This window comes from Nocardiopsis gilva YIM 90087 (assembly GCF_002263495.1).
In the GTDB taxonomy this organism is placed as follows: domain Bacteria; phylum Actinomycetota; class Actinomycetes; order Streptosporangiales; family Streptosporangiaceae; genus Nocardiopsis_C; species Nocardiopsis_C gilva.
On the sequence record NZ_CP022753.1, the window covers coordinates 2,819,942 to 2,832,662 of the forward strand.

The following is a 12,721-nucleotide window of genomic DNA, read 5'->3' on the forward strand; positions in this document are numbered from 1 at the left end:
CCCCGGGCGGGAATATCGCCGCAACTTAAAGTCATTTTTGCGCCGTTGGCGACTACAGGGGGTGACTTGCATGCCCGGTCAGCCCCCACAGCCGGTTGAGCGCAAGCGGGCCCGCGGCAACCCCGGCAAGCGCTCGCTGCCGGAGCCGGTGGCGGTCCTGCAGCCGAGCGACAACATGCCGCCGGTTCCGGTGACGCTGGGACAGACGGGCCGGGCAGTGTGGCAACGCTTGTGGACCGCAGGACAGGGGTGGCTGTCGCCGACCACGGACGTGGACATCATGACGCGGCTGTGTGAGGCGCACGACGAGAGGGAAGCGATTCGCGCGGAGCTGGCGGAGTCCGGCTACCTAGTGAGTGGGTCGCAGGGCCAGCCGCGGCCAAATCCGCTCATCCGCACCCTGCGGGAACTGGAATCGCAGATGACCAAGCTCGAAGGTCTATGCGGGTTCAACCCCAGCGATCGCGGTCGTCTGGGATATGCCGAGGTGAAGCGCCAGTCGAAGCTGGACGAGCTACTGCAGAGACGCCGTGACGCGGGGTGAGGCGTGGCCGCCGCGGTGGCTGACCCTGGTGCCTGCGGAGGACCTGGTGCGTGGCGACGGAGATCACGCTGCGGATTTCATCGAGGCGCTGTGCCGCATCACCAAGGAGAGCGTGGCGGGCGCCTCCGGGGAACCGATCGTGCTGCGGGGATGGCAGCGCGATCTGCTGGCGCACGTGTATGCGCGGCGGGCCGATGGCCGCTACCGGCACCGCCAGGCGCTGGTGGGGGTGGCGCGCAAGAACGGCAAGTCGGCGCTGGGGGCGGGGATGGCGCTGTACGGGTTGCTGTGCGGTCCTGCGGGCGGCGAGGTGTACTCGTGTGCGGCGGACAAGGAGCAGGCCCGCATCGTGTTCGGCACCGCTAAGCGCATGGTGGAGATGGAGCCGGACCTCGCCGAGGTCATCAAGCCGTACAAAGACGCCCTGGAGGTCAAGGAAACCGGCAGTGTCTACCGGGTCCTGTCGGCGGAGGCCTTCACCAAGGAGGGCCTGAACCCCACCCAGGTCATTTTCGACGAGGTGCACGCCCAACCGAACCGGGAACTGTGGGACGTGATGGCGCTGGCCATGGGCGCCCGGGTGGAACCTCTGCTCATCGGGATCACCACCGCCGGGGTCCGCGCGGACGCCACCGGCAAGGACTCGCTGTGCTACTCGATGTATCAGTACGGGCGGCGCGTCGCGGCCGGGGAGTTCGAGGACCCGAGCTTCTTCATGGCGTGGTGGGAGCCCGCCGACCCCAAGGCCGACCACCGCGACCCCAACACGTGGCGGGAGGCCAACCCCGGATTCGGCGACCTTGTCTCGGCGGAGGATTTCGCGTCCGGGGTGCTGCGCACGATGGAGCCGGAGTGGCGCACCAAGCGCTGCAACCAGTGGGTCAGTACCGCGGAGTCGTGGATGCCCGCGGGGGCGTGGGGCGAGTGCACGGATGCTCGCGGGGTGCCCGACGGCGCCGAGGTCGTGCTCGGCTTCGACGGCAGCTTCTCCAACGACTCCACGGCGCTGGTGGTGGTGCAGATCCCGGATGGCGAGGAGGCCCCGCACATCGACGTGGTCGAGTGCTGGGAGAAGCCCGCTGACGCCGGGCAGGAGTGGCGGGTGCCGGTGATGGCGGTGGAGGAGGAGATTCGCCGGGCGTGCCGCCGGTGGCAGGTGCGCGAGGTCGTGTGCGACCCGGCTCGGTGGTCACGCACTTACGCGATTTTGGAGGAGGAGGGGCTGCCGATCGTGGAGTACCCGCAGTCGCCGACGCGGATGATCCCGGCGACGCAGCGGTTCTACGAGGCGGTCCTCAACGCGACGGTGACCCATTCGGGGGATGCGCGGCTGGCCCGCCACATCGATAACTGCACGGTCTACACCGACTCACGCGGGTCGCGGTTGCGCAAGGACGCGAAGAACTCACCCCGCAAGATCGACTTGGCGATCGCCGCAGTGATGGCCTACGACCGGGCGTGCGTTGCTGAGCCGGAGGGGGTGCCGAACCTGTGGTGAGCATCCTCGTGCAGGCGCTCGGCATCGCGCTGATGGCGGCGTTCTCCTGGTTTGTGTGGCCGCCGCTGCCGCTGCTGGTGGTTGGGGCGACGCTGGTGGTGGCGGTGGAGGCGCGCGATCTGGCGCGGCGACGCCGGGCTGGGGGCGGTGAGCGCTCGTGAGTTTGTTCGGCGGGTTGTTCGAGCGGCGCGGCTTGGAAGACCCGGCGGTGCCGCTGTCAAGCCCGTCCATCGTCAGCCTGCTCGGTGGGAAGCCGGGCACGGCCGGGATGAGCGTCACGGAGAAGACCGCGCTGAAGTTCTCGGCGGTTTTCCGCTGTGTCAAGCTCACCTCCGCAGTGCCTTCGGCGCTGCCGCTGCACGTCTACACCAAGCGGGACAAGACCAAAGCGGGTTCGACACTTCTGGATGAGCCGCATCCAGAGCTGACGGCGCTGGAGCTGTGGCGGCTGACCTATGTGCACAAGGGCCTGTGGGGCAACTCCTACCTGCAGAAGATCCGCAACGGCGCCGGACAGATCGTCGAGCTGTGGCCGATCTCGCCGGACCGGGTGCAGGTCGGGCGCATTCGCCCCACGCCCACCAGCCCACCGCAGAAGGTGTTCACCGTGGTGGACGACTGGGGTGTCACCCAGGACCTGTCCTCGCGCGAGATCCTGCACATGCCTGCGATGGGCTACGACGGCATCACCGGAGTCTCGCCGATCAGGTGCGCAGCCGAGGGCATCGGAATGGGGCTGGCGGCGGAGAAATACGGCGCGAAGCTGTTCGGGTCCGGATCCCTGATGTCAGGCATTTTGCAGACCGAGCAGCGCCTGGACAAGCAGGCGGCCGATGCGCTGAAGGAGCGGTGGCAGTCCAAAGTGGGCGGAGTAGAGAACGCCCACGACATAGCGGTCTTGGACTCTGGAGCGTCATTCGAGTCGGTGACGATGCCCAACAAGGACACACAGTTCATCGAAAGCAGGAAATTCCAGGTCGTCGAGGTCGCCCGCTACTACGGGGTACCGCTGGTGTTCCTGTTCGAGACAGAGAAGTCCACCTCGTGGGGCACCGGGCTGGAACAGCAGGCGCTGGGATGGGTGCAGTTCGACCTGCACCCGGATTGGCTGGCACCCACCGAGGCCCGCATCACCAAGGAACTGCTCGCCCCCGCCGGGCTGTATGCCGAGTACAGCGTGGAGGGCCTGCTGCGCGGGGATTCCGCGGCGCGCGCCCAGTTCTACCGAGTGATGCGCGAGGTCGGCGCCTACTCCGCGAACGACATCCGCCAGCTGGAGAACCGTCCCCCGGTCGAGGGCGGCGACACCTACCTGCAGCCGGTCAACATGGCCCCTCTCGGCTCCGACCCGGACGACGATACTCCGCGACCTCCGGAGGATCCGGACGACGACGATGACGACGAGGAAGACGAATGAGCCTCACGACCCTGGAACGGCGCCGGCTTCCGCTGTCGGACGCGTCCGCTGAGATCCGCGTCGACGGCGGCGATGACGGCCATGGGGAACGGCGCTTCCATGGCTATGCAACCAAGTTCAACGCCCGCACCGCGATCGGGAACCCGCTCACCTGGGGGTTTTACGAGGAATTCGCGGCCGGGGTGTACACGAAGACCTTGTCGGAGGGCGACCAGCGGTTCCTAATTGACCATGACTCCTACTACGTGGTGTCTCGGGTCAGCGCCGACACCTTGAACTTGGCCCAGGACCGGGTCGGCCTGGCGGTGGACTCCGCACTGGATATGCGGCTGTCCTACGTCAGCGATCTCGCGGTCAACCTGGAAAACCGCAACGTCACGGGCATGAGTGTGGGTTTCTACCCGGTCAAGGTCGACTGGGTGGAGGAGGACATTGAGACCTCCGATGGCCAGAGCGCGACCGTGGAGGTGCGCATCATCCGGGAGGCGAAGCTGATCGAGGTCAGTGCGGTGACCTTCCCGGCGTATGAGGACACCGAGGCCGACGTCCGGTCGGTCTCTGCGGCGCTGCTGCGCCGAGGCGACCCCGGCGCGATCGAGCGTCGGGCCGCACACCGTCCCGAACTACGGGACCTATTGCAGGTCATCGAACCGCGCGAGCCGGGAGAGCCCACTCGCGCTGACGCATCCGAGGAGCCGGGAGAGTCCACTCCGAGGAGGCACGTCGACCGGATCGACCTGGCGATGCGGGGTCTAGCCGCCCGCTACCGGCTGCCCCGGTAACCCATCTATCGATCACGACCCCGCCCATGGCGGGGTTGTCGGCATGCCCTGAGGAGGGCGCGTGAGCACGACCGAGAAGACGCTCATCGAGCGCCAGAACACGACCTGGCACCGCATGCAGGAGATCATGCGCGGCGCTGAGGAGGAAGCGCGGGACCTCACCGCTGAGGAGCGCGATACCTGGGATAAGGCCGAGGCCGAACTGACCCAGGTGTCGGAGGACCTGGACCGGGTGCAGCGCATGGCGCGACTGTCCCAGGTCGACCGGTCCCAGCACGTGGACGCCGGTGCGCCGGGAGGGGAGCCCGAGGGCGACTTGCGCGGGCAGGGCGAGACCCCCGAGCAGCGCTACGTCGAGGCGTTCTCCACCTACCTGCGGCGCGGCATGGGGCGACTCTCCATTGAACAGCGCAGCCTGCTGGAGGAACACCACGAAGAGCTGCGTGCCCAGGGCACCGAGGTCGGCACCGAAGGCGGATTCCTCGTCCCGGACGGTTTCCGCAACACCATCACCGAGACGATGAAGGCGTTCGGTGGTCTGCGTGAACTCGCCGAGATCATCACAACCGACACCGGCAACGACTTGCCGTGGCCCACCAACGACGACACCGCCAACGAGGGGTCCTACCTCGGGGAGAACGAGGAGGTGCCCGACACCGAGGTCACGTTTGGGCGGCGCAAGATGTTCGCCCACATCATCACCTCAGGCAAGGTGCTGGTGCCGCTGGCTCTGATGCAGGACAGCGCGTTCGACGTGCAGGCGTTCCTGGGCCGCAAGCTCGGCATGCGCATCGCCCGCCGCGGTGCACGAGCGTGGGCGACCGGCACCGGCGTGGACCAGCCCGAGGGCATCACCACCAATGCCACCGTCGGCAAGACCGGCGCCACGGGCCAGACCACGTCGATCATCTACGACGACATGATCGACCTGGAGCACTCGGTGGACCCGGCCTACCGCAACGCCGGCAACGCCGGCTACGTATTCCACGACGAAACCCTGAAGGTCCTGCGCAAGCTCAAGGACGCCGACGGTCGGCCGCTGTGGCAGCCAGTGCCCGCCCCGGGTTTCCCGCCGACCATTAACAGCTGGGCCTACACCATCGACAACAGCTTCCCGACGCCGGGCGCGTCGAACAAGACGATGCTGTTCGGGGACGTGCGCGCGGGCTACATCATCCGCGAGGTCCGCGGCATGCAGATGGTGCGCCTGGACGAGAGGTACGCCGAGAAGCTCCAGGTCGCCTTCTTCGCCTACGCCCGCCACGACGGCAAGATCAACGACCCGGCGGCGATCCGTCTCTACCAGCACGCCGCGTCCTGACCCCACCTTTGACCTGAGAGGAGCAGCGTCATGCGTGACCTGCACAGCCTGATCACGCCGGTGGAGTCGATCGCGCCGGCCGCCCACACCGCCTCGGCCAACGGGACCTCGGTGGACCGCGGGCAGAACAGCAACGCCTACGAGTCGGTGGCGGTGGTGGCCTACGCCGGGACCATCACCGATGGGGACCACGCCATCACCGTGGAGCACTCCGACGACGACTCCACCTGGACCGAGGTGGCCGCCGCCGACCTGCAGGGCACCCTGCCGACGTTCTCCACGTCGGAGGCGGGAGAGCACACTATCGGGTACTTCGGCCGCAAGCGCTACGTGCGCGCGGTCACCACCGTGACCGGGGCGACGTCCGGAGGCGTGTACGGCGTCCTGGTGGTGCTGGGGCATGCCCGCGAGATCGCCCAGGGGTCCTGATGGTGGCCGTGAGGGTGCTCGTGCCTATCGCGGGCCCTGATTTCTCGTGGGTGCCGGGGGATGTGGTGGACATGTCGGGTGAGCAGGCCGAGCGGTGGGCGGACGGGGTGCGCGCTGAGCTGGTGCGCACCGCGGAGCCGCAGACGCCGGAGCAGTCGGCTCCGAATCCGGAGACCGCCGTGTCGGCTCCGCGCCGACCTGGCAAGGCCACGGCGCGCAAGCGCCCGCCGAAGGGCGAATGACCGGTGCCCGCGCTGACGCTGGCCGCCGCCAAGAAGCAGCTCAACATCACGTCGACGACCCACGACACCGAGCTGCAGGACTACGTTGACGGCGTCAACGAGGTCGTCGAGTTCTACGTCGGCCCGGTGGACGACCGGACGGTGGTGGAGCGGTGGACCGGGGCGCGGCGGGCGATCGCGGTCCGGCACCGCCCAGTGGTGTCCCTGACCTCAGTCACCTACCTGGTCGACGGCTCGGAGGTGGCGGCGGTGGCCGACGTGGACGTGGACATTGAACTGGGTGTGCTGCGGCTCAAAACGGCGGAGTGGTGGCCGGAGGGCCGGTACCTGGTGGAGTACGTGGCAGGGCGGGGCGGTTCGGCTCCCGCAGCGGCGGACATCGCAGGGCGGATCATCATCCAGCACCTGTGGGAGACGCAGCGCGGCGGCGATAGTCGTCGCCCTGACCTCGCGGGAGGTTTGGAGACGGTGACGACGGGCGGGTTTACGTTCTCGGTGCCGCGGCGGGCGATCCAGCTGTTGGAGGCGCATTCGACCGGACCGGCGTTCGCCTGATGGGTATCGCCACGTCCGCGACGAGCTACCCGGCGGTGACCGACGCGCTCATCGCGGGATTCGGCGCGGCGCCGGACCTGTCGGGTGTGCAGATCATCGACGGCCCGCCGACCCGCAACGTCACGTTGGAGCCGGATGTGATCGTCGTGGGTTTTTCGACGGAGCGTCCGGCGATGGAGGTCACCCAGTCCGAGCAGAACCTGGCCGCCACGCGTGACCGGGAGGACTACGACCTGGTGTGTCTGGCCTCGTCCTGGCGGGGCGAGTCAGGCGTGAAGGCGGTGCGCGATCGGTGCGCCGCCCTGGTCGATGCCATGAACCAGGTGCTGATCGCGGATCGGCGGCTGGGCGGGGCGTGCTTGCACGCGCGCCTGTCGGTGCACAGTGTCGCCCCCATACAGACCGACACCGGCCCGTGCTGCACTGCCGAGGTGCTGATCTCCATCAACGCTCTGACCAAGAGGTAACCGTGGCTGGCGACGAGATCAACTTGGGTGAGGCGTTGGCGGGTAACGCGGTCCGGCGGCTCATCAGGGACGTGGGTCGGCTCCCGGACGATCTGCGCAAACGGTTGCGTCCGGCGATGCGGGAGGCGGCGCAGCCGGTGCTGGCGGATGCGCGGCGGCGGGCGTCGTGGTCGACGCGCATCCCCGCGGCGCTCCGGCTGGCCACGTCGTTTACGAGGCGTCAGGCCGGGGTTTCGATCGTGGCGTCGCAGAAGCGGGCCCCGCACGCGCGGCCCTACGAAGGCATCACCGGCCGCGACAACTTCCGCCACCCGGTATTCGGCAACCGCGAGGAATGGGTGGAACAGAAGACGCGCCCGTTCATCGGCCCGGCGGTGGACTTGCACGGGCGCCGGGTGGTGGCCGCCGTCAACAAGACCGTCGACGAGGCCGCCCGCGAGGCCGGTTTCAAACGGACATAGGAGGAGCGATGGCGCAGCAGAAAGTGCGGCTGGTGCACGACGGGGTCAGCGGCCACTACGACGCCCCCGTGAGTGCGGTCGCGTTCTGGGAGTCGCGCGGGTGGCGGCGAGCCGACGCACCGCGCACGGGTGAGCAGGCGCAGGTGCGCACGAGGTCGAAGGACGCCGGGAAGTCGGCGCAGAGCGAGAAGGACGGTAGCTGATGGCCGCCACACCAATCAATGTGAGCGACAAATTCATCCACCCCGGGATCACCGTCGTTCTGTTCGTGCCGACGATCGCGGATCCTGCGGCCCCGACGCGCGTGGAGCTGGACGCGGGCACCGACCTCACCGAGGAGGTCATCGCCGCTGGAGGGTGGCAGTTGAACTCCAACCGCGTCAGCTACAACCCGTTGGGCAGCAAGTTCACGCCGAACATCGCTGGTCGGCAGAGCGTTGATGACTCCTCGCTGACGCTGCCGCAGGACCTGGCGGGCGACGACGTCCGCAGCGTGCTCCCGCAGGGGACCACGGGCTACATCGTGATCATGCATGGCGGTGACGTGGCTGCCTCTCCCATGGATGTGTGGCCGGTGGAGGTGTCCTCGCTGGGCAAGCCCGTCCTGCCCGAGGGCAGCGAGATCGCCAGCATTGCGGTCCAGTTCGCTATCCCCAGCGAGCCCGCTGAGTCGGTGGCGATCCCGGCGTGAGTGATCTGCGGGAGCGGCTGCTCGCTCGGGAGCGGCCGAGCGTCACCTACCCGCTTCGGGTGGCCTCCGTCTCAGAGACGTCCGAGGCGGAGGCGGAGCTGGCGGCTGCCAAACGGTCGCTGCGGATTTGGGAAGCGCAGGACACTCCGGACCGCGCCAAGCTCGCCAAGGCCAAGAAGACGGTTGAGCGTGCGCAGGCGGCGCGGGACGCCTGCTACGCCGAGATCGTCCTGCGCGCCCTGCCCGTCCGCGATTTTGAGAAGCTGCAGGACGCCTACCCCGAGCCCGAGGACGGCGAGGACACAGCTGCCCGCCGCGAGGCCGATGAGGCGTACCTGCGGGCAGTGTTCCACGCGTCGGTCGACTCCGACCTGACTGAGGTGGAGTGGGACCAGGTCATCGCCGAAAACCTCAGCACGGGCGAGCGCAACGAGCTGTTTCAGCTGGCGCTCGGGATCAACGGCCGCACCCGCGCGCCAGGCGGCGGAGTCCCAAAAGGCTAGACCGCGACCCCCAGTTCCGGCTGGAGATGGAGGTCGCCGAGCACTACCGCATCCCCCACTCCCAACTGCTCAGCTGGCCTAAATCCGACCGCGACAAAGCCATCTGGCTGCACGTCCGCAAACGCGCGACGTGCCAGGGGTGCGGGACCCGGACCGAGGAATGGGACCCGGCCCAGGGCGGGCGCCGCGGCGCTTACCTCGCGACGGAGTCCACGTGTCCGGGCTGCCAGCAGCTCGCGGCCCGCCAGGACTGGCTGTCAAAGCAGCACGGTCAGCACCTCCCCGCCGGCCTGAAAGTCCACCTGAAACCCAACCCGCAGCCGAGGGGGTGAGTGGTGGCCCAGAAGGACCTGCGCGTCAACCTCAGCGCGGAAACCCGGTCGCTGGAACGGGGCATGCAGCGCGGCGAGCGCGCCATGGAGCGCTACCGGCGCTCGGTGGAGGACGCCAACTCGGCGATGATGCGCCTGGAGCAGGAGCTGCAGCGCGACATCGACAAGACGCTGGCCGAGGTGGAGGCGCGCTCCGCCCGCGCGGCCGAATCGGCGCAGCGCCTAGGTACCGGAATGATGGTCGCTGGTGGGGCGATCGCCGCCGGGCTGGGGCTGGCCGCGCGGGCAGCGGTGCAGTGGGAGTCCGACTGGGCCGGGGTCACCAAGACCGTCGAAGGCAGCGACGCTCAGATGCAGGCGCTGGAGGACTCGCTGCGCGGACTGGCCCTGCAGATCCCCGCCACCCACACCGAACTCGCCCAGATCGCCGAATCCGCCGGACAGCTCGGCGTGCAAACCGAGAACGTCATCGGGTTCACCCGCACCATCGCCGCCATGGGCGTCACCACCAACATGACCGTGGAGGACGCCGCCAAACAGATGGCGCGATTCTCCAACATCATGGGCACCCCACAGCAGGACATTGACCGACTGGGTGCGTCGATCGTCGAGCTGGGCAACAACTCGGCGACGACCGAGGCGGAGATCCTGGAGATGGCGATGCGTATCGCCGGCGCCGGGAACACCGTCGGCATGACCGAGGGCGACGTCCTCGGGTTCGCCGCCGCCCTCAGCTCTGTGGGCGTCGAGGCGGAGGCGGGCGGGTCAGCGGTCAGCCGGGTGATGCTGAACATCGACACCGCGGTCGCCGAATCCGGCGAAAACCTCACGAGGTTCGCGCAGGTTGCTGGGACCAGCGCTGATGAGTTCACGGAGACGTGGAGGGACGACCCGTCGCAGGCGATCGCTCAGTTCGTGAGTGGCCTGGACGAAATGAACACCTCGGGCGAGAACGTCGCCGCCACCCTCGCCGAGCTGGGCCTAGGTGAGATCGTCGTCCGCGACGCCCTGCTGCGTATGGCCGGGGCCTCCGACGTCGTCGCCCAGTCACTCGAACTCGGCAACCAGGGCTGGGAGGAGAACACGGCGCTGTTGGAGGAGGCGGCCCAGCGCTATGAGACGACCGAGTCGAAGGTGCAGATCGCCCAGAACTCGATCAACGAGATGGGGATCGCCCTCGGGGAGGGGCTGCTGCCGATTCTGGGTGACGCCGCTCAGCGTGTCACCGACTATGGGACGGCGTTCTCCTCCCTGTCGGAGACCCAGCAGGGGTGGGTGACCACCGTGGGCGGCACGGTCTCCGCGCTGGGGTTGGTAACCGGCGCGCTGGTGGCCGGAGGGCCGAAGCTGCTGGAGTGGCGCGAGAACATGCAGGAGTTGGCCACCTCCGGCGGCACCCGCATGCAGCGCGGGCTCGGCGCTACCGCAACATTCCTCACCGGCCCCTACGGTGCGGCTATCGGCGGCGTCATGGCACTAGGTGGGCTGTGGCTGGACCAAAAGGCCCGCCAGATCGCCGCCGAGCAGGAGTGGGCGGACGCGCTCGCTGAGACCGGCGGCGTGATCGACGCCAGCATCGCCCAACTCGGAGCGCGCAAGCTGGAAGAAACCGGGCTGCTGGAGCTGTCCAAAGAACTCGGGGTCCAGGAGGGGGTGCTCACCCAGGCGCTCATCCAGGAGGGCGAGGCCCGCAAGGCGCTGGCGACCGCCGACCAGATGGCGCAGCTCGCCAAACAGGGGCTACTGGAGGAGTACAGCGACGAGCGCCAGTCCATCAAAGACCTCAACGCTGCGCTCGAAGTGTTGTTCGGGACCGGTACGACGTGGCGCGATCTGACCGACGAGCAGTGGCAGCAGATCCAGAACCTTAACGGTGGGTTAGCCGAGCAGATCGAGACGATGGACTCCGCCACCGAGGCACAGGCGGCCCTCGCCCTAGAGACCGAGGCGACCACCGGTCAATACATGACGGCCGAGGAGGCTGCCGACAACTACCGCGACTCCGTCGAACAGCTCACCAGCTCTGCTCTGGATGCGGTCGACGCGGAGATCCGCTGGCAGGAGGCCGTGGATGCGGCAAGCGACTCGATCGCGGCGAATGGGGCGACGCTTGATCTGAATACCGAGGCGGGCCGGTCTAACCAACGCGCGCTCAACGAGATGGTGAAGTCCGGTAACAAGCACATCGCGATGATGATCGAGTCGGGGGCTTCATCCAAGGAACTCCGCAAGGCGCAGGAAAAAATGCGCGAGCAGATCCGCACCGCCGGTAGTGACATGGGGGCGTCGGCAGAGGAGGCCGAGGGGTATGCGGACATGCTCCGCGACATCCCCGACAACATCAACACGGACATCGAAGTCGACGCCAAGGGAAAATGGAAAGTCGTCGGAGGTTTCACGATCTCGCCGTCTGGCGAGACGGCCGCTGGCAGCGGCGGGTCGCAGATCTCTCTGCGGGCGCATGGCGGGCCGGTTTTCGGGCCAGGCACGGAGACCTCAGATTCGATCCCGGCACTGCTCAGTAACAATGAGCACGTCATCCCCGCCAACGAGGTGCGGGCAGCAGGTGGCCAGCAGGCGATCCATGCGATCCGGGACCTGATCCGCGCCGGAGACCTGCGATTCGCAGGCGGCGGCGCTGTCGGTGACGCAGCAGTACAGCGCTACGCCCGCGGCGGATCGGTGCTCCCCAAGAGCGCGCGGATCGTCAATGACCACCGGGAGGACACCCGGATCCGCCTGTTCCGGCTCATCGAGGCGACAGTTGACGGCATGGCCTCCGAGATCGGCAAGCAGCTCAAGAAGCACCTCGAGTCCGGCGGGTCGGTCGTGCGTCAGGCCACCAAGTGGGCGGGCACCCCCTACAGCTGGGGTGGCGGCGGGATCGGCGGCCCATCCGAGGGGTTCGGGCGGGGAGCGGGGATCCGCGGTTTCGACTGCTCCAGCCTGATGCAGTACGCGTGGTACCACGGCACCAACGGCCGGGTGCGCATCCCGCGGGTCACCTACGACCAGATCAACACCGGCAGGGCTGTGCCGACAGGCCAGCAGATCCCCGGCGACCTGGTATTCCCCCACCGCGGGCACGTGGGGATGTACGTCGGCGGGGGCAGGCTGTTCCACACGTTCCGGACGGGTGATGTGGCCGGATACCGGTCGATGTACCCGAGTCCGCTGGCGATCCGACGGCCGGGCCGGTTCGATGACGGCGGCATGATGTATCCCGGCGAGCACGGGGTGAACATGACCCGCCGCCCAGAGAGGGTGTTGGATCCGGCGACGACGGACGCGTTCGACCGGCTCGTCGACGGGCTGCTGTCCCGGCCTGGCGGAGCGCGCGGCGGCGACGGCGCCCAGGTCGTGGAGCACACCGAGTACCACATCCACCACGTCCCCGGATACAGCACCGTGCAGGATCTACAGCGCGCCGACGAGCGCCGCCAGCGCTCGGCCCGCATCGGCCGGGCCAGGTAGAGGAG

At 68.3% G+C, this 12,721-nt stretch carries 15 protein-coding genes; all 15 read left to right on the forward strand.

Features of this window, described 5'->3' with window-relative positions; all coding sequences use genetic code 11:
- Positions 1–70: 70 nt before the first annotated feature.
- The 15 genes from CDO52_RS12940 to CDO52_RS13005 all read left to right on the forward strand — a co-directional run bounded on the left by CDO52_RS12940 (position 71) and on the right by CDO52_RS13005 (position 12,716).
- Entirely contained in the window at positions 71–544 is a 474-nt protein-coding gene (locus CDO52_RS12940; protein ID WP_083919679.1) for a phage terminase small subunit P27 family, read from the forward strand.
- Positions 531–2,042, forward strand: a complete 1,512-nt coding sequence (locus CDO52_RS12945) for a terminase large subunit domain-containing protein (protein WP_017616821.1) — start codon at positions 531–533, stop codon at positions 2,040–2,042. Before CDO52_RS12940 ends, CDO52_RS12945 begins: the two co-directional genes overlap by 14 nt.
- Complete coding sequence (locus CDO52_RS27420; protein WP_157745557.1) at positions 2,039–2,203, forward strand: hypothetical protein; 165 nt, start codon at positions 2,039–2,041, stop codon at positions 2,201–2,203. Before CDO52_RS12945 ends, CDO52_RS27420 begins: the two co-directional genes overlap by 4 nt.
- Positions 2,200–3,459, forward strand: a complete 1,260-nt coding sequence (locus CDO52_RS12950; protein ID WP_017616819.1) for a phage portal protein — start codon at positions 2,200–2,202, stop codon at positions 3,457–3,459. The genes CDO52_RS27420 and CDO52_RS12950 overlap by 4 nt, the downstream gene beginning before the upstream one ends.
- Positions 3,456–4,241, forward strand: a complete 786-nt coding sequence (locus CDO52_RS12955) for an HK97 family phage prohead protease (RefSeq protein ID WP_017616818.1) — start codon at positions 3,456–3,458, stop codon at positions 4,239–4,241. The genes CDO52_RS12950 and CDO52_RS12955 overlap by 4 nt, the downstream gene beginning before the upstream one ends.
- Before the next feature lie 61 nt (positions 4,242–4,302).
- On the forward strand, positions 4,303–5,562 hold the full coding sequence (locus CDO52_RS12960; protein ID WP_017616817.1) for a phage major capsid protein: 1,260 nt from the start codon (positions 4,303–4,305) through the stop codon (positions 5,560–5,562).
- A gap of 30 nt (positions 5,563–5,592) precedes the next feature.
- On the forward strand, positions 5,593–5,991 hold the full coding sequence (locus tag CDO52_RS12965) for a hypothetical protein (RefSeq protein ID WP_017616816.1): 399 nt from the start codon (positions 5,593–5,595) through the stop codon (positions 5,989–5,991).
- A 71-nt stretch (positions 5,992–6,062) separates the two neighbouring features.
- Complete coding sequence (locus CDO52_RS27425) at positions 6,063–6,233, forward strand: hypothetical protein (RefSeq protein ID WP_017616815.1); 171 nt, start codon at positions 6,063–6,065, stop codon at positions 6,231–6,233.
- A 3-nt stretch (positions 6,234–6,236) separates the two neighbouring features.
- The gene (locus tag CDO52_RS12970) at positions 6,237–6,788 is read left to right on the forward strand and encodes a head-tail connector protein (protein ID WP_017616814.1); all 552 of its coding nucleotides are present in this window, start codon (positions 6,237–6,239) and stop codon (positions 6,786–6,788) included.
- Entirely contained in the window at positions 6,788–7,255 is a 468-nt protein-coding gene (locus CDO52_RS12975; RefSeq protein ID WP_017616813.1) for a hypothetical protein, read from the forward strand. The genes CDO52_RS12970 and CDO52_RS12975 overlap by 1 nt, the downstream gene beginning before the upstream one ends.
- A 2-nt stretch (positions 7,256–7,257) precedes the next feature.
- Positions 7,258–7,716, forward strand: coding sequence for an HK97 gp10 family phage protein (locus CDO52_RS12980; protein ID WP_017616812.1), 459 nt, complete (start codon positions 7,258–7,260; stop codon positions 7,714–7,716).
- 8 nt (positions 7,717–7,724) lie between these two features.
- Positions 7,725–7,919: a hypothetical protein gene (locus CDO52_RS12985; protein WP_017616811.1), complete on the forward strand. Its 195-nt coding sequence runs from the start codon at positions 7,725–7,727 to the stop codon at positions 7,917–7,919.
- Positions 7,919–8,407 carry a phage tail tube protein gene (locus CDO52_RS12990; protein ID WP_017616810.1) on the forward strand — a complete coding sequence of 163 codons (489 nt, stop codon included), beginning with the start codon at positions 7,919–7,921 and terminating at the stop codon, positions 8,405–8,407. The genes CDO52_RS12985 and CDO52_RS12990 overlap by 1 nt, the downstream gene beginning before the upstream one ends.
- Entirely contained in the window at positions 8,404–8,910 is a 507-nt protein-coding gene (locus tag CDO52_RS12995) for a hypothetical protein (protein WP_017616809.1), read from the forward strand. Before CDO52_RS12990 ends, CDO52_RS12995 begins: the two co-directional genes overlap by 4 nt.
- Positions 8,911–9,245: 335 nt before the next feature.
- Complete coding sequence (locus CDO52_RS13005) at positions 9,246–12,716, forward strand: phage tail tape measure protein (RefSeq protein WP_232524450.1); 3,471 nt, start codon at positions 9,246–9,248, stop codon at positions 12,714–12,716.
- The last annotated feature ends 5 nt before the right edge of the window (positions 12,717–12,721 follow it).

Bases quoted from the DNA above. Each gene is read 5' to 3' on its own strand.
- CDO52_RS12985 (WP_017616811.1), top strand. From the start codon at position 7,725: ATGGCGCAGCAGAAAGTGCGGCTGGTGCACGACGGGGTCAGCGGCCAC.
- CDO52_RS27425 (WP_017616815.1), top strand. From the start codon at position 6,063: ATGTCGGGTGAGCAGGCCGAGCGGTGGGCGGACGGGGTGCGCGCTGAG.
- CDO52_RS12990 (WP_017616810.1), top strand. From the start codon at position 7,919: ATGGCCGCCACACCAATCAATGTGAGCGACAAATTCATCCACCCCGGG.
- CDO52_RS12965 (WP_017616816.1), top strand. From the start codon at position 5,593: ATGCGTGACCTGCACAGCCTGATCACGCCGGTGGAGTCGATCGCGCCG.
- CDO52_RS12955 (WP_017616818.1), top strand. From the start codon at position 3,456: ATGAGCCTCACGACCCTGGAACGGCGCCGGCTTCCGCTGTCGGACGCG.
- CDO52_RS12975 (WP_017616813.1), top strand. From the start codon at position 6,788: ATGGGTATCGCCACGTCCGCGACGAGCTACCCGGCGGTGACCGACGCG.
- CDO52_RS12940 (WP_083919679.1), top strand. From the start codon at position 71: ATGCCCGGTCAGCCCCCACAGCCGGTTGAGCGCAAGCGGGCCCGCGGC.